Annotated in this window: 19 protein-coding genes; 10 read left to right on the forward strand and 9 right to left on the reverse strand. The window is 53.7% G+C overall.

What is annotated here, in order from left to right:
* Positions 1–137: 137 nt before the first annotated feature.
* Positions 138–629, reverse strand: coding sequence for a lasso peptide biosynthesis B2 protein (locus BCM02_RS31755; RefSeq protein ID WP_148933156.1), 492 nt, complete (start codon positions 627–629; stop codon positions 138–140).
* A 292-nt stretch (positions 630–921) separates the two neighbouring features.
* On the opposite strand from BCM02_RS31755, the gene BCM02_RS31760 reads away from it, so the two are divergent.
* The 8 genes from BCM02_RS31760 (at position 922) to BCM02_RS31795 (ending at position 8,110) form a co-directional block, all read left to right on the forward strand.
* Complete coding sequence (locus BCM02_RS31760) at positions 922–1,713, forward strand: hypothetical protein (protein WP_148933157.1); 792 nt, start codon at positions 922–924, stop codon at positions 1,711–1,713.
* Positions 1,710–1,982, forward strand: a complete 273-nt coding sequence (locus BCM02_RS31765) for a PqqD family protein (RefSeq protein ID WP_148933158.1) — start codon at positions 1,710–1,712, stop codon at positions 1,980–1,982. Before BCM02_RS31760 ends, BCM02_RS31765 begins: the two co-directional genes overlap by 4 nt.
* A gap of 42 nt (positions 1,983–2,024) precedes the next feature.
* On the forward strand, positions 2,025–3,824 hold the full coding sequence (locus BCM02_RS31770) for an ABC transporter ATP-binding protein (protein WP_148933159.1): 1,800 nt from the start codon (positions 2,025–2,027) through the stop codon (positions 3,822–3,824).
* 15 nt (positions 3,825–3,839) lie between these two features.
* Positions 3,840–4,106 (forward strand): hypothetical protein, encoded by a 267-nt coding sequence (locus tag BCM02_RS35545; RefSeq protein ID WP_187434516.1) that lies wholly within the window; start codon positions 3,840–3,842, stop codon positions 4,104–4,106.
* An 87-nt stretch (positions 4,107–4,193) separates the two neighbouring features.
* Entirely contained in the window at positions 4,194–5,345 is a 1,152-nt protein-coding gene (locus tag BCM02_RS31780; RefSeq protein ID WP_187434517.1) for a nucleotidyltransferase domain-containing protein, read from the forward strand.
* A 217-nt stretch (positions 5,346–5,562) separates the two neighbouring features.
* Positions 5,563–6,291 (forward strand): glycosyltransferase, encoded by a 729-nt coding sequence (locus BCM02_RS31785; protein WP_148933161.1) that lies wholly within the window; start codon positions 5,563–5,565, stop codon positions 6,289–6,291.
* Between the two features lie 25 nt (positions 6,292–6,316).
* A complete protein-coding gene (locus BCM02_RS31790; RefSeq protein ID WP_187434518.1) occupies positions 6,317–7,522 on the forward strand; it encodes a glycosyltransferase in 1,206 nt (401 codons plus the stop codon).
* A 192-nt stretch (positions 7,523–7,714) separates the two neighbouring features.
* The gene (locus BCM02_RS31795; protein ID WP_148933163.1) at positions 7,715–8,110 is read left to right on the forward strand and encodes a VOC family protein; all 396 of its coding nucleotides are present in this window, start codon (positions 7,715–7,717) and stop codon (positions 8,108–8,110) included.
* 236 nt (positions 8,111–8,346) lie between these two features.
* On the opposite strand, the gene BCM02_RS31800 is transcribed toward BCM02_RS31795, so the two are convergent.
* Positions 8,347–8,955, reverse strand: a complete 609-nt coding sequence (locus BCM02_RS31800) for an NAD(P)H oxidoreductase (protein WP_148933164.1) — start codon at positions 8,953–8,955, stop codon at positions 8,347–8,349.
* A gap of 49 nt (positions 8,956–9,004) precedes the next feature.
* Positions 9,005–9,994: a saccharopine dehydrogenase NADP-binding domain-containing protein gene (locus BCM02_RS31805; protein WP_148933165.1), complete on the reverse strand. Its 990-nt coding sequence runs from the start codon at positions 9,992–9,994 to the stop codon at positions 9,005–9,007.
* Positions 9,995–10,166: 172 nt separating this feature from the next.
* Here BCM02_RS31805 and BCM02_RS31810 point away from each other — a divergent pair, with 172 nt between their 5' ends.
* On the forward strand, positions 10,167–10,505 hold the full coding sequence (locus BCM02_RS31810; protein WP_148933166.1) for a winged helix-turn-helix transcriptional regulator: 339 nt from the start codon (positions 10,167–10,169) through the stop codon (positions 10,503–10,505).
* A gap of 230 nt (positions 10,506–10,735) precedes the next feature.
* On the opposite strand, the gene BCM02_RS31815 is transcribed toward BCM02_RS31810, so the two are convergent.
* A complete protein-coding gene (locus tag BCM02_RS31815) occupies positions 10,736–11,281 on the reverse strand; it encodes a phosphatase PAP2 family protein (RefSeq protein WP_187434519.1) in 546 nt (181 codons plus the stop codon).
* Between the two features lie 168 nt (positions 11,282–11,449).
* Between BCM02_RS31815 and BCM02_RS31820 the strand changes: the two genes are divergently transcribed.
* On the forward strand, positions 11,450–11,869 hold the full coding sequence (locus BCM02_RS31820; RefSeq protein ID WP_148933168.1) for a DUF1801 domain-containing protein: 420 nt from the start codon (positions 11,450–11,452) through the stop codon (positions 11,867–11,869).
* 52 nt (positions 11,870–11,921) lie between these two features.
* On the opposite strand, the gene BCM02_RS31825 is transcribed toward BCM02_RS31820, so the two are convergent.
* The 5 genes from BCM02_RS31825 to BCM02_RS31845 form a co-directional block, all read right to left on the reverse strand.
* Complete coding sequence (locus BCM02_RS31825; protein ID WP_148933169.1) at positions 11,922–12,164, reverse strand: cold-shock protein; 243 nt, start codon at positions 12,162–12,164, stop codon at positions 11,922–11,924.
* A 100-nt stretch (positions 12,165–12,264) separates the two neighbouring features.
* On the reverse strand, positions 12,265–12,465 hold the full coding sequence (locus BCM02_RS31830; RefSeq protein ID WP_148933170.1) for a cold-shock protein: 201 nt from the start codon (positions 12,463–12,465) through the stop codon (positions 12,265–12,267).
* Between the two features lie 289 nt (positions 12,466–12,754).
* Positions 12,755–12,988 (reverse strand): helix-turn-helix domain-containing protein, encoded by a 234-nt coding sequence (locus tag BCM02_RS31835; protein WP_148933171.1) that lies wholly within the window; start codon positions 12,986–12,988, stop codon positions 12,755–12,757.
* Positions 12,989–13,190: 202 nt separating this feature from the next.
* Entirely contained in the window at positions 13,191–14,804 is a 1,614-nt protein-coding gene (locus BCM02_RS31840) for a response regulator transcription factor (RefSeq protein ID WP_187434520.1), read from the reverse strand.
* A 27-nt stretch (positions 14,805–14,831) separates the two neighbouring features.
* A complete protein-coding gene (locus BCM02_RS31845; RefSeq protein ID WP_148933173.1) occupies positions 14,832–16,544 on the reverse strand; it encodes a sensor histidine kinase in 1,713 nt (570 codons plus the stop codon).
* Between the last annotated feature and the right edge of the window lie 2 nt (positions 16,545–16,546).

The following is a 16,546-nucleotide window of genomic DNA, read 5'->3' on the forward strand; positions in this document are numbered from 1 at the left end:
CCTTAATCGGTCGAATCGAAACTCGCCAAGCTTGTCCATCGCATTGTTCCCGATTTCCCGCAACCGCGCTTCACTGCCCGACAGGACAAGGCCTAATATTGCCCCCACCTATATTCCTCCCTGTCTCCTAACATTCCCTACGCTTCCTTGCCAGCCAAGCTTGCGAACTGCGCAACCGGACGGAACATACTCGCTTCATTGGCTCCGGTCAAGATCAATTCGCCGCAGCGAAGCCAGGCATGGGCTATCATTTTATTCGACTCGTCCTTGCTCACGCCGAGGTACAACGTCGTCGGCACGCGAAGCACCCGCAGCAGCGTTTGACCGGCCAACGCTTTGACCAAACATTTACTCTCCCAAGGCGTGAACCGACTCGTTCTCTCAATCGCCCAGCCGATCTTAGCCGCTTTCATGAGCGTGTGCCTCTCGACCGACACCGGGGTGTTCCCATTCCGCCGCCCCATCGTTCGGGCTAAATGCCTAAACGGAATAAATAGGATCGCAAACCGAAAAACCCCCATAAGCGTGAATGCTATAGCAACCAACAGCCTCATTTTCCAGGACAATCTGCTCACCGTGCGCAGACGCTGCCTCACCCTCTTATATGCGCCGCCGCGTTCTTGCGACATTCGATCACCGCCATTGCCTAATCTATATCCACCGTTCCCGTTAAATCTAGTACGAAAGACTTAATCATAGTATACCACCTACAGGAACCATCCGACTACGATCGAAGAAGCAAAAATCGTAACTTCCGATACGCCAAAGGTAAGCATTCCCTGCGTTTTCACACGCCGTTCGTCAATAAATCTCATTGCGGACTATATAGAAATGTCGCTATAATGAAAATATGCTGAATCTTTTTTACCAAACGATCCCTATTAATCTAGGACTATTATACTATATGAAGGGATTTCCCATATGTCGAAGCTAAATATCGCGATCGGCGAGTTCATCTGGGCGCTCGATTTTCAATCCGAGGATATTGCCGATCTGTTCCGGAACACCTTCTCCGATCTAGGCAAGAACGACGGGTCTGCGGAACTATCGATTCGGCTTTCGTCTGGATTCGGCGCCCCTTTTCTTAGCTACGAGCTCGATGAATCGATCGACGAGGAAGGACATGCCTGCTACACGCGATCCGATTATGAACTTCGCGTAGACAGCGCGTACAAGCAAGCTTCCATGCGAGTTCACGATGGCCTCGCTCTCAAGCACGCGTTTATGCAGATGTTCAGTTTATACGCCGTGTACACCGGATGGGGACTACTCATGCATGCCTCCTGCGTTCGTTCCCGCAGCGAGGCTCATATCTTCACCGGCCCCTCCGGGGCAGGCAAATCGACGGCAGCCGCGCTTTCGTCGCCAAGAGGGATTTACGCGGACGAGGCGGCGCTCGTTAAAATCGGGCCGGATGGGGCGACCGTATTTCACTCCCCGTTCCGCAGCGATCTCCACACCGGAATCGCCGATCAGTTGGCCCCGGGCCCGCTATCCAGCGTCCATTTGCTCCGCCAGTCGGCCGACGATCGCCGCGTTCCCGTTCCGCTTTCCGATGCGGTGCTGGCCATGATGCGAACGGTGTTCTATTGGAATCCGACGCCGGCGTCAACCCGATTCATTATGCTGAAGCTGGGGGAACTGGCGCGATCTGTTCCCGTATATGAGCTTTATTTCCGCAAAGAACCGACGTTTTGGGAGTTGATTGAATGACATGGAAATATAAATGGAAAACGAACTGCGACATGATGGAGCTTGAAGAGCTTTGCATGGTCATGGACCTGGACAACTATACGGTCTCTCAACTGAACGAGGTCGGGAGTTTCTGCTGGCGTCAGCTGGAAGAGCCGCATTCGGTAGAACAGTTGAGCCAAGCCGTGTGCGAGACGTTCGAGATCAACGCCTCCGATGCCGCAATGGACGTACAGGCATTCGTGGACGACTTGCTTGCACGCAATCTAGTAGAGAGCGTGCGCGATTGAGCTGCGCCATACCGAACGATCGTCAATGCAGGAGGACGCTGCATGAACAAGCTACTGCGGCTCTTTAAGGAAAGCCTTATCAATATGTATGCCGTCCGAGACGCGTTTCGGGTAATCAAACCTTTTCTGCGTCGTCACTGGAAGCCCCACGCCGGGTTATTCTTGCTGGTGTTTCTCGAGATTGGACTGACACTGGCAACGGCTTGGTTGATGGGACGCATGACCGACTCGGCCGTCAACCGACAGTTCGATGAGCTGATGAGCATGGTGCCGCTCGCCTTAGGACTTACCGCACTCGGGATTGCGGCCGGCTACTTCGGGTCGCACCTCGAGTTATGGGCCTCCGGCAAGGTAATCAAGGATTTACGGGAATATCTCCTACGCCATCTACTGCTGGTATCCCCGGAATATACCGACCGCAGCCGACCTGGCAAGCTATTAACGCATTTCACGCAAGATCTCTTCGGCGTGGAAGGCATGATTGGAGCCAACCTCGTTCAGGTGATCCGGTTGCCGATCATTTTCGCGGCCGTGCTGCTCTACATGGCGCAAACTCATTGGCTGCTGGCAGCGATAAGCGTCGCTGCCGCTCCCCTCGTCGCGCTATGCGGCGGACTGTTCGGCCTCTTGCTTAAGCGAAACAGCCGGTCGATCTATGATCAGGTAGAGAAAATGAATGTGTTCTTGAGCGAGACGATCCACGGATTATCGGTTATTCGCTCCTATACGCTGGAAAAGGCCTATTTCGGAAAATATTACGCGCATAGCGAGCGATTGTATGGGCTTGCTCGCAAAGAAACGCGCCTACAGGGATTTTACGCGGCGTTCGGTCAAATCGCCGGGTCCGGCATTTTCCTATTCTGTTTATGCTTTGCCGCGTACTTGGTATCGACCTCGCAGATTACGGTCGGCTCGATGGTTGCCTTCCTTAACCTGACTGGCCATCTTATCTATCCGCTAACGGGCATGGCTGCGATTTGGATCGGTTATCAAAATTCAGTTCCCGCCCTCGAACGTCTGATGGAGGTACTCAAGCAGCAACCGCAAACGCTGCTGCTTCCCGGTTATGTATCCACGCCGACGCCGACTAAAGGCTTGTCGATCCATTTCGAGAACGTCACGTTCGGTTACGGCGGCCGCCCGGTTATTGATCGCTTCTCGCTGAATATACGGAGCGGACAGACCGTGGCGATTGTCGGCACGACCGGCGCCGGCAAATCGACGCTCTTTAATCTGCTGCAAGGGTATTATCAACCTCAGCAAGGGCTCATCGAGGTAGACGGCAAACGGATCGCCGAACTTGCGCCCGATGAGCTTCGCAGCAGCATGGCGCTCGTCGCCCAAGAGACGTTCCTATTCGCCGGCACGATCCGCGACAACCTGCTGCTCGCTCGGCCCGGACTAACCGATGCGGATATCCAAGCAGCCGCGAAAGCGGCCAACCTGCACGACTTCATTCAATCGCTGCCGGATGGCTACGATACTGTCGTCGGCGAACGCGGAGCCGGGTTGTCCGGCGGGCAAAGACAGCGGGTCGCCATTATTCGGGCGATTCTGAAGGACGCCCCCATTTTGCTGATGGATGAAGCCACCTCCGCCTTGGATAGCGAGACGGAACATCAGGTGAAGGAGGCGCTGAAACGCGTTCAACGCGGGCGAACGACGCTTGTTATCGCGCACCGCCTGTCAACCATTCATCATGCCGACCAGATCGTGGTGCTTGAGGAAGGGAAAATAACGGAAATCGGCACGCATGAACAACTCATACGAAAGAACGGCCCCTACAGAAAGCTCGTGAGGCATCAGCACTTTTTGGACAAGGAAATCAACGCGGCAACGTAGGAGGAGGTGAAAACGATGGAAAAACGCGCATATACAAAACCTCAAGTTCTTGATAGCCGCCCGATCGTCTTTGAAAAAACCGTCAGCGGCGGTAGCTTTCCTGGCTTAGGCCATGGGGTAGGCGGTAACCCAGGTAACAGCCAGGGGAATTTCCCGGGTGGCAACGGCGGCGTCTTCCCAGGCGGCGGTAATTCGGGCAACGGCGGCGGAAACAACAAAGGCAATAACGGCAATGGCAATGGAAAAGGCAACGGCAACGGTGGCGGCAAAGGTAAAAAATAACGTTTTATCATTCGTTCATACGGATGCTCTCCTGCTCCGACAGGGAGCATCTCTTTTTTCATGGATAGCCATAAAGGAGCTCTCATTATGACCCCCTATCAAGACGAAATTATCCGCATGCTCAACCGGTCGCTTCACGTGGATGCGGAGACCAAGCCGCGCGTTGAACAATCCGCCGATTTGGAAGCCCTGCTCGACGCCGCGCTCCAGGAAGGAGTGGGGGCGCTTCTATTCCCCATGCTCAACAAAACGTACAAAGAATCGAATCAGAAGAATGCCAACTGGGAACATATTAAGAAAAAGTTCGTGGACCAGACGCTGAGAAATCTGCTGATCATGCAGCAAATCAAAGGCGTACTCGGCGCATTCGAGCATCGTCGGTTGCAGCCACTCGTGTTAAAAGGCATTGCGATCGGAAGACTTTATCCGCAGCCGGAGTACCGGCCTATGGCCGATTTGGATATTTTCGTCCGTCCCGAGCATTGGAACGAAGCCAGAACGCTTCTACTGGAACTGGGCTATGAACAAACGGAACCCGATGATTATAACGTGCTGCATATTGAGTATCAGAAGGACAATTCGATTACGATCGAACTGCATCGGAACGTCATGCACACCGATTATTTCGGCAACCGCAATCATGAAGAATGGTATCGACGCGTTTGGGCGCGACAACAGCAGATTAGCTTCAAACAACTCTCTTTCTCTGCCATGTCGCCCGAAGACGAGCTAATTCATCAGGTATTGCACTTTGCCTCCCATTTCGTCTATCACGGAACCAAACTGCGACATCTGTTCGAAATGGCTCTTATCGTGAAGGAGCACCCCGATCTGGATTGGAACTATATTGCCGATATCCTTAAATTGACCGGTTTCCATGCTTTTGGACGCCTGCTATTTTCCGTCATTCATGCGTATTTCGACGTTTCCATTGGCCGTTCGATGCCTGCGTTATCACGTCTGGAGACGACGAGCTTCATGGAAGATTTTCTAGAGCAATTCTCGAGCGAGCAATCCGAAGGAGACTTCGCGTGCTGGACGCGAAGCGCGGCACAGCTCCGACCGGATTATAACTATAAGGCGAAACAAGCAAGCATCTGGCTAAACACCGCGAAGGTTCAATATCGGACCCACCATCTGAAACTGCCTCTTATTCTCCGCAATCTACTCAGGAACACCGCGACAATCAACAAAAAATGCCGCGTAATACGGTCATACGGCCTTCACGTGCATCAATAATGCGTGAGCACGCCGACCGCCGAAAACGGGGAGCCGGTTCGATCCTTAACCTAGGATTGGAAGCAGAAACATAGGGCTCCTCGTCTATTACGCGCTGTCTTATCCCCTCTCGTATAGTAGAACTCCTCGATACGCCCAACACCCTCCCATCCTTCTTTTCATAGACTAGTAGTAACGGATTACCACCCCCCACTACTCTAGCGAGGAGGATATGATCATGACGACCCCGCTCGTCTCCATCATCATCCCGTTCTACTGCGACCCTTATGTCCCGATCGCCATTCAGAGCGCCCTGGACCAGACCTACCCGAACAAAGAAATCGTTATCGTCAGCGACGGCTCCTACCAGTACAACGAGCTGCTCATCCCGTACTTAGCCAACAATCCGAACGTCTATTTGTTCGAAAAGCCGAATGGAGGGACCGCGAGCGCGCTCAATGCGGGCATCCGGGTGGCGTCCGGCGAGTACGTGGCTTGGCTTAGTTCCGACGACTTGTTCTATCCGCATAAACTGGAGCGGCAGCTGACCGAAATGATCGCGATGCAAAAGCTCATTTCGTACAGCGACTATGATGCCATCGATGGCAACGGCATCCTGACACACCATCGCGTCACGCCCAAATATCCGGATGAGCTGTCCTTTTACCGCGCGTTCTCGCAATACTGTCCGATTAACGGCTGCACGATCGTCGCTTCCAGGCAGATGTTGCTCGAGTCCGGCTTGTTCGACGAGTCGCTGCCGTACACCCACGACTACGACCTGTGGTTCCGCATCGCCGCGAGCGGAATCAAGTTTCACTATGTCGACGAGCCTTTAATCCAATACCGGATCCACGCTGCCATGGGTTCCATGCGGCACCACCAAGCCATCCAACATGAAGTAGATTACACCAAGCAAAGAAGATGGCCGCAACTGGAGGGCTATATCCGGCAGCTCGGCGGATGATTCTATGATGATGGAGGAGTGCGACATGCCTATCGATGTCAGCATCGTGATGCCGACGCATAATCGGTATCCGCTTAATCGACTCACCCTATATTCGCTCGAGGCGCAGACGTATGACCATGCCCGGTTCGAAGTTATTCTGGTCGACGATGCGTCTACGGATGCCACGCCTTCGATCACGCAGCAAGAGGCGTTTTCCTTTGACGTGCGTTACTTTCGCATGCCGGCCAATATTGGCCGTCCGCAGGCGCGGAACTTCGGGATTCAAGTGGCCCGCGGGGAGTATGTGATGTTTCTGGACGCCGAAGTGTTGGTCGAACCGGACTTTATCGCCTCCCACATGAACCTGCATCGCGCGCAAAGCCGGCTCATCGTCGGCGGGCTATATGCCATCCAGAAAGCGTACACCCGGATTGACCCCCGTTTCTCGCCCGATCAACAGCAAGAAGCGCTGGAACTGCTCGTCCGCCATCCCGACCTCCACCAGAGATGGCTCATGACCAAACATCTGCCGGATCCGCCACCCTTATTCGATCGGACGGGCATCATGGAAGGGCAGTACAAACGGATGTCCGCCGGCTTGGCTTCGTACACGCGGCACATGAAGGAACAGGTCATCGACCGTTACGGCGACCGGTTCTACGGCTTTCATCTGCCGTGGATCAGCTCGGGCACCGGAAGCCTGTCGCTCGCGCATGAAGCCTTTCAAGTCCACGGACTGTTCGAAGAGTACCCGGGCTGGGGGGCCGACGATATCGAAATGGGGTATCGGCTCTTTATCAACGGGTACCAATTCGCGCATCTCAGTCATTCCCCGACCTACCATCAGGAGCATCCGAGGGAAGCCTCGACGACCGAAGAGGGCAAGCATAATTTCTACCTGTTTCAACAGAAGCATCCGAACATTAGCATGCTCGCGATTTTGCTCGGCTATATGCCGCGCGGCCTCTCCTTCGGGGAGATCAATCTCGTGCTGAATGACGCATATGCCGTCGGCGCGCATGAACATCCGCACCGCTTTCTGCATTTGACGGGGACCTTCCGCGCGATGTTGGCCGCCGTCGGGCGCTTGAACCGGTACGGACTTCCGGTGACGAATTTGATTGCCCAGTGCGGATTCGCCGTCCCCAGCCCGGAGAGCCACTTATTCTATGCAGAGAAGCAGGCGCTGGCGCAGACGGGGAAATACCCGAGTTTGAATTATGCGTTGGATGTGTTGTTGTCGTTGTAGACGGACGAGGGAACACCCGGCCCACAGCGGCTGGGTGTTGTTCGTGGGCGGGATGTTTCGAACGCTAGATGCAATTGCGCTTCGAACCCCATGAATACTTTGTTGCGATTTTCCAATAATGGAGAAGGAGAATTCAAAAGAAAACCTAATAAGAGAATAGAACGAAATCACGCATGCGGGAGGTTAATCGTAATGGGTAGACTGGTACATTTCGAGATTCACGTCGACGACATGGAACGCGCCAAAAAGTTCTACGGCGACGTATTCGGCTGGACGTTCGAGGATTACAGCGCGTATGCAGGCATGCCTTACTTCGGAGCGGTGACGGGCGATGCCGATCAACCCGGCATTAACGGCGCGTTGATGAAGCGTCAAGGTCCTGCTCCTGAACCGGGCCAGCCGATGAACGGCTTCGCTTGTACGATGGGGGTAGCCGACTATGACGCGACAGAGACCCGCATTCTTGCGCAGGGCGGCCAAGTGGCGCTGCCGAAGTACGCGCTCCCCGGCATGGCGTGGCAGGGGTATTACCTCGACACGGAAGGCAACGTATTCGGGATTCATCAGCCGGATGCGAATGCGAAGTAATTAGGGTTACCGTCCGCCGCGTAGTAAAGAGACCCGGCCTTCTCGCTCTCGAAGGCCGGGTCTCTCGCGTCCTCACGCCCGAGTTGGAGCGCTCACATAACCTCGCTGGATGAAATCAGTCCGAGCCGCTTGGCTTCCACGATCGCCTCCGACCGGGAGCCGACTTTAGCCCTCCATGACGATCGCATGCAGCATCGTATACCGGCGGACTCGACCCGCCCGCTCCCGCTCAACCATCACTCATGTTCTACTGCAGGGGAACCATCCCCGCTCCCTTCCGCATAATGCAACCCCAGCTCATACGCCCGCTCCAAGAGCCGCTCGATATGACGCTGATCCGCATCCAGAGTGTCATACAAAATCTCCAGCTTGGAATTCGCGATTCCCGCGTAGTTCGCCATGCCCACATTAAGCTGTTGCGCCAGCATCTGGTCGTAGTTCCTTTTCTCGAAATGCGCGAGCGAAGCGGCTGCGAGGCCGAGCCACAATACCCGCTCGTGATGAAGCTTGCCGGAGCCGTAAGCATACCCGTTGTTCCATACGCGATCGATATATCCTTTCAACATCGCCGGCACGTTGTACCACCAGATCGGGAAAATATAAGCCAGCGCGTCGTACCGCTTCATGCGCGCGATCTCCGCCTCCGCTTCGGCCGAATAGGTTTTGGGCGTACCGGACCAATCCGGCTCGTCGGCTTCCCGCAAGACGGGGTCGAATCCGCATCGGTGCAAATCGAGCACCTCGGCTTCGTGTCCCGCCGCTTGAAGACCTTGGACGAAACGTTCCGTGATCGCGAACGTTAACGAGTTCGTTCTCGGATGGCTAACCACAATGAGTACCTTCATCTTCATCCCTGCTTTCTTCTTGGTTTAGCGTGGAGATTCACGCTCACGTTCAGGACTGATCGAAGATCCGCACGCCGAACTGCTCGAACCGCGCGATCGCCGCATTGACCGGTACCAGCGTATCCGGAAAATGGATGCCTTCCGCGGCGGGAGGATCGCCGTTCCAGCCGAGAATCCGCTCCATCGCGACCAATACGCCGAGAGCCGTCAGGTGCGCTTGGCCTCGCGGATCGGAGACGACCGTTCGCCGCTTGGCGGGCTCGCCCGACTGCAGCACGCCTTCAATCTCGATATATAGATCTTGGGATGGCTGACCTCCCGCACGCGTGCCGATGGACTCGCCCACGATGAAATCAAACCGAACATTGGTCGCGCCCGTGGCGGCCGCTAAGCCTGGCACATCGAGCAGCCCCATGGGAAGGCCCTCCAGTACGCGGCCATCGGCCAGCGCGACCGATCTCGGACTCCGACTCGCTTCGACCCAAGCCCATCGGCCGTCCTCCCGAACGAGCGCCCGGCCGATGAAGCTCTCCGCATCGCCAACCGTCATCGGCCCCATCTGTTCGCGGTCGTCGTAGAGTCCGGCCAAGCGAATCGAATCGATCCGCTTGAAGGTTTCGGCCATCTTCAACGCCACGAGCGTCATCACCCCGGATTGCGAATGACCGAGCGGGACGATAGGGCGCTTCGGCGGCGTCTTCGCGGCGGCGAAGAGCAATGGTGCCAGCTCGTCGGCCAGCTTCGTAATGCCGATGTGTGCAACGCCTTGCCGCAGGGCGAATTCGATCAAGCGATCCGCGGGATCCTGCAAGGCAGAGACGATGAGGTCGATTGGCCCCAGTTGGTCGAGACGCTCGACATTCTCCACGTCCAAGTAGGCGGTCCGGGCGTTCCCCAGCTGCCGCGCAAGCGCGGCGCCTCGCTCCGGCGATCGTCCTGCCAGTATGATCTCTACGTCTTGGTTCGTTGCGCGAGCATGCCGGGCGATGGCGCTGCCGACAATGCCATATCCGCCGGCGATGAGCAGTCGTTGTGTCATTTGGCATCCCTCCGTGAATTAAAGTTGCATGCTGGTATATGGAGATTATGTTCCATATAATGACACTAGGGAAGAACGCACTTTATTGTGCTTTAGGCACCGGATGGTGACATAGGCACCGAATAGTGCCTTGGTTTGGGCACCGATTTCGCCGCCGACGGGAGGAGAATTCATGGAAGCACGACCGAAGAACGCCTACAATATTCCGGCGGAAGCGACGCTCGACGTCCTCGGCGGAAAGTGGAAGACGCTGATCCTCTGCCATTTGTACTACGGACCGAAACGAACGCATGAACTGAAGAAAGCCATGCCCGGCATTACGCAAAAAATGCTAACCCAGCAGCTTAGGGAAATGGAAGACGACGGTCTCGTCTTACGAACGGTCTACAATGAAGTACCGCCGAAGGTCGTCTATGAAATGACGGAGATCGGGGAGTCGCTTAAAGGAATCTTGGATCAGCTGTGCGAGTGGGGAGAAAAATATATGCAAGGACAATTTCATCGAACCTAGACGAGACCTCGCGATCATCACGCCGATCCGCCAAGTAACATGGAGAAAAGCAGAAAACCCGGCCGCAAAGGGTCGGGTTGGGCAGGATCAGGCGGCAGTTTCTCCAGCTCCGATTGATCTCAACGCCCGTTACAATCAGCGTTCGCGCCTGGGTTTGCGTTTCCTTCCAAACACCAAAAACCCCAGTCCGCATGCGAACGAGGTTCTCGTCGATATCCGTCTTTAGCTGCTTATCCTTTCTTCGTGAAACGTTTGAGCAGGTGTACGGAGCTGTTATACACGGCGTATCGGTTCAATAAGAGGTAGAGTGCAATCGAGAGAACGATCCCCAAGAACATGCCCGCCAGAACGTCGGTGGGATAATGCTTGCCCGTCCATATGCGCGAGAACGAGACGATCGCCGCGAATCCGAGATAAGGGAGCCCGATTTTTCGGGAGAACAAGCAGAACATCATCGCAATGGCAAAGGCCGCCGACGCATGATCGCTTGGAAAGGAATTGCTTTCAATATGGGGCAGCAGCAAATTCACGTCATGGGTAACGAAAGGGCGGTCTCTATAGTAAAAATGAGCGATCCCCCGACTGCACAGGACGGTCACGCCAACGGCAATAACCCCATAGAACGCCATCTTGCGATGGACCAAGAACATGAAGACCAAACTAAAAAAGAAAAAATAATCGCCCAGATCGGCCGCGTAGACGAGCACCTTCCCGATAACGCTTTCATTATTCGCGCCGTCATTAATCCATTTGAATAGCCGATAGTCCCAGTCCAACGTATTCCCCCTTGTATGTCCGACATGTCGCGATGAGCTGTTCGGTTGGCGATTCGAACGACGGACAAGCGAAAAATCGATATCGCGTTACGCCAATAGTGTATTGCGCCGTCCCCCGAAAAAGAACGGGTTGCGAGCCAGGCAAAATCAGGAGAGGAAGCGTCCGGAATGGATATGATCAAAAATCCGAGGGTAGCCGCCGTGTTCGACCGGTATCCGATACCTATTCGAACGAGGTTGTTCGTGCTGCGCCAATTGATTCTGGATACGGCCTCCGAGATGGAAGGCATCGCCCCTCTGGAAGAGACGTTGAAATGGGGCGAACCCAGTTACGTCCCCCCAAGCGGAAGCACCATTCGAATCCACTGGAAACCATCCAGCCCGCATCAGTACGCCATGTATTTCAACTGCAACACCAAGCTGGTCGGTACCTTCCGCGAACTCTTCAGCGATACGTTCAACTTTGAAGGCAATCGGGCCATCGTATTCGCCGAACACGATCACATCCCCGTCGATCGCTTAAAACAGTGTATTGCATCGTCGCTCGCGTACGAGGCCCGCAAACACCTTCCCCTGCTTGGCCTGTAAACGCAAAAAAATCCACACCCTCGCGCGGTTGTGGATTTCCCTGCCAGAGGCGTTACTCCGCCGCTTTTGCTTTTTGCTGGTTCCTTCTGAACTGCTTCACTTGCGTATCCGACGACATCAGAATAGGCAGGCTTCGCTCGCTGCTCACCATCGGCGATTTACATTGCGAGCATACGGGAACTTCTTTGAACGAGAAATTGTCTCTCATCCAGCCTTTGCAGCCTGCATTCGTACAGGACCAGATCATGGTCAATTCTTCCGGTAAATTTTCCAGCGGTTTATTCCACGCGCACATTGGATCTTCCCCCTTAAAATTAATCAGGTCTGCCTGTTGTCGCTTCTAACGCTTCTAAAATAAAATCCCCAAACGATAAGTTCGGGGATCAGAAAGACATTTACAGTTTTACGACGTTCTCGGCTTGCTGTCCACGGTTACCCTGAACAATGTTAAACTCGACGCGTTGGCCTTCATCCAACGATTTGAAGCCGTCGCCGACGATCGCGCTGAAATGCACGAATACGTCTTCGCCGCCTTCAACCTCGATAAAACCAAAGCCTTTTTCCGCGTTAAACCATTTCACAGTTCCTGTTTGCATAGAAACACCTCCATAATTTACATGACCTTCTTATTCGGTTACAAATAAAAAATTCACATATTGCACAAGGTTAAAAAACGCAATCAAAACGTTAACCCTCTGCGATATGTGAATTCAGGTCAAAATTCCAATAAACTAATCTTAACACATTTGCCCCGCGATAGCAATTGATACAGGCCTAGTATGCTCTGGTTATTGCTTCCTGATCCACAACGCTAAAGGATTCATTCGCTCAAACAATCATATGGAATTATCAAGGTTGTAACGACCTATGCGGGGGCGCGTTTTATTAAACGACCCCGTTCTTTACAATGTCATCGATTTCACTCTTTAGCAGCAGGTAGCGATGAACGCTTCTCATGATCGGGACTTTGGTTAGTTTATTTTTATCCACGAACACTTTCATTTGGTCTTTGGAAAGACCAAGAAGCGCGCCTGCCTCGGTAACGGTTAATACTTCTTCGATGCTCGTTGCGTTAAACGTCCTTTTCACTTTCTGATTCCAGTCTTCAAATGTGTTCATAACGGTTTCCTCTCTGGTTCCTGATCGATCGGAATACTCCATTATAACATGAATTCAGGCAAACACCTATGAACGGCGGAAGATATGCGGGATTTAAGTTTAATATGTACATTTTAGCCCGGTTTGAGACATGGTATATTCTGCATGCAAACAACATCCGCTTTCGTTCATTTTCGGGTTCTTCCTACCCGCCAAACGATGCTCACAAGCCGTTCTTGAACTCCTGCGGCGTCAACCCATAGTGGGATTTGAACAGCTTAATGAAATACTGCGGCTTCTGATAGCCGACTTCGTGCGCGACTTGGACGATTTTCCAATCCGTGTCCTTCAACAACTCCACCGCTCGCTCCATCCGAAGGCGAAGCACGTAGTTCGAGAAATTCTCGCCGGTCTCTTGTTTGAATAAGTTGGACACGTAGACGGGATGGAGATGGACATGATCGGCGACCGCTTGCAGCGTGATGTCTTTCACGTTTTTTTGGATAAAACGGCGAATTCGCTCCATCAAGCCGGAACGGATATTGTCCGAACGGCTGTCGCTGTACGCTTTGATTTGGACGAAGCTTGCGAACGCCCATTCCTTCAGCGGATCAACGCTCCAGCTGGCATCCATTCTCAGCATCTTCTCGATATCGCGGCCGAACACTTCGAAGATCCGCTTGCCCTTCTTGTGCAAATAATAGGAGTAGGCTTGCAGCAGGGTCACGTAGATCTCCACCCCGTATTCGCGGGCTCCGCCGCCTGTCCGCTCCAGCTCGTCGAAGATCCGGGTCAGCTTGTTCTCGAAGGCCGTCCACTGCTCGATATCGATGAGCTCCATGAACGTCTGGGACCGATACAGCTCCGCGAGCGGCCGGATATCAGGCGCTTCTTTCTGCTGCGTCACATGAAAGAAGCTCTCCGTCTGATAGCCGATATAATCGGTATAGACCGATAACGCGGCATGGTACATGGACAGGACGTCTGCCGGAAATTCGCCCCAGCTGCTGAGGACGAGGGACGCTTTCGATTTGAGATACAATTTGATTTGATGCTGGGAGAGCCGGGCCAAGTCTTCGATCGTCGCGGCGCTGTCAGTATCCGCCGCTTCCATCGGTTTGGCTTGCACGAGGAATATCAAATAATCATGCGAATCTTTGCAGTACATGACATGGAATCGCTTCGAAAACACCTCTTCGACGATGTTGAACATCGCATACTCGATCAACGAGAGACTATATAGATCCGTATTCGCGTAATCCTCCTCCACGCGCATGCATACGAGGATCGCCTCCCGCTCCGCATCGAAAGGAAGCCCGTAGAGCTGCAGCTTGTCTTGCAAATCCGACCGCGGGTATTTTTTGCCGGATAGCAGATCGAACAAGAACATTTCTCTTAATTTAGGCAAGCTTTCGCGGAACCGGTACGCGAATTTTTGCTGGTCCAGCAGCTCCTTGCCTTCTTCCGTAATCCGTTCGATCAGATGGCGAAGAGTCTGCTCCAATTCCTCGTTTGACACCGGCTTCAACAAGTAATCGCACACTTGCTGCTGGAGGGCTTCCTTCGCATACTGAAACTCGTCATAGCCCGTTATAATGACCGCCTTGGTGTTCTTCCATTTCTCGTTGATGCGGGCGATCAATTCAAGGCCGGTCATGCCGTTCATCTGAATATCCGTCACCACGATATCGACGGAACGGTAATTGAGCAGCTCCAGCGCTTCCTCGCCGGAATACGCTTTATACACGTTGGCGATTCCCATCTGCTCCCACGGAAGGGCAATCGCCAGACTGTCGACCAAATGCGTGTGGTCGTCCACGATCAAGATTTCGTACAACCTTCCCCCTCCTTCCCATACCTGCAATCAAGACCCGCTTTCCCTGCCGCTCCAGCATAATTCGACGCAAAGTCCGCCTAATTTCGATTTGCTCAGCTTCAAGCCGGATTCGCCGCCGTACAGAAGACGCAGCCGTTGATGGACGTTTTTCAGCCCGGATTCGATCTCTTCGTTGTTCGAGTAGATCTTCTTGCCGATCGCTTCGATCGCCGCATAGTCAATACCGCCCCCCGTATCCTCGACCGCCACATGGTTCATGTCGCCCGTTCGCCAACATCGGATGGCAATCATGCCATAGTCCGATTGCTGGTCGAACGAATGCAGAATGACGTTCTCCACAAGCGGCTGGACGATTAATCGCGGTACCTCCAAGTCTTCCATCTGCGGCTCGATCTCGATCGTGAACTCAAAATCGTCGCGCAGCATGCAGTGGATGTCCAGATAGAAGTGGATTAAGTCGAGTTCCTCCTGCAGCCGCGCCATCTTACTCCCCGTCTTGGTCGTGTAGCGATAGTACTTGCTCAGGTTCATCGTCATCGAGATAGCCGCTTTGTTCTCCTTAAGCTCGATCATGCTCTTGATGTACGCCAGCGTATTGTATAGAAAATGCGGGTTAATTTGCGATTGCAGCTGTTTGAGCGTCGCATCCTTCGACCGGAGCTGTTCTTTGTACACATCCTCGATCAGCTCTTCGATTTTGGACGCCATGGCGTTGAATCGTTCGTACAGGAACCGGTACTCGCCTTTGGGCTTATCGGTCATCCGAATCGAGTAGATGCCTTTCTCGATCAAATTCATGTTCTGGATCAGCTTCCGGAACGGGATCTGGATATTCCGATACATCACGAAGGCAAGGTACGCCCCCATGAACAGCAGCATGCCGCCGATCACGTAGAACATGGTTTGGTTCCGGCTGATCGGCGCCATGATCTGGCTAATGGGCACATAATCGACCAGATACCAGCCGAGCGACTCCAGCTTCTGATAATGCACCTGAAATCGCGTCTGACCGGATTCCAGCATCATATATCCGCTTTCCCTCGCGGGATCGATCGCCTGCAGCCGGGGCAGAAACTCGTTAGTTTGATCTACATGGACGGAATAATTATAGATCGGGTCCGCGCCCGGAAGATACAAGAACGGGTCGCCCGAGCCGTTCGCCTTAAACTCGGATAACGCGCTGCGCAAAGCCGCGACGCCGAATTTCAGCACCACCCGCATATGCGCCTCCCCCGACTCCGCGGAGTTCTCCGGATAAGACAAGATGCCCATAAAATAATCCTCTGCCGGATCGGAATAATACTGCCAGAACGTATCGCGCGCGGGCAGCTCATCCGGAAGCGCATTCAAGTTGGAGTTGCTCTTGATGACGATGCCGGTACGCGGATAGAGCACCGCGATCACCGCTTTCCAATCGCCGTATCCGGCCAGCCGGTTGATCTCTTCGGAGACGGTGCGGTTGATGCGATATTTGTCCAATACGTCATCCAGGAGGTCGGGATAGGCCAAGTTTCGGACATCCGTGCTTTCGTACAGCATTTTCTTATACGTATCCAACCGGAAGAACAACTGATCCAATTGGTCGGCGAACGTCTCCATCTGGTATCGCTTCACCTTGATGATTTCGTCCGTCAACACCTCCGTGCTCGTCCGATTCGACATCGAGAATAAGAGCAGAATCGGGAACAGCAGGATTAACAATGTGGCTAGGAGCTTGGTGAATATGCTGAAACGGCTCATGA

This window comes from Paenibacillus methanolicus (assembly GCF_008124765.1).
GTDB lineage: Bacteria > Bacillota > Bacilli > Paenibacillales > Paenibacillaceae > Paenibacillus_Z > Paenibacillus_Z methanolicus.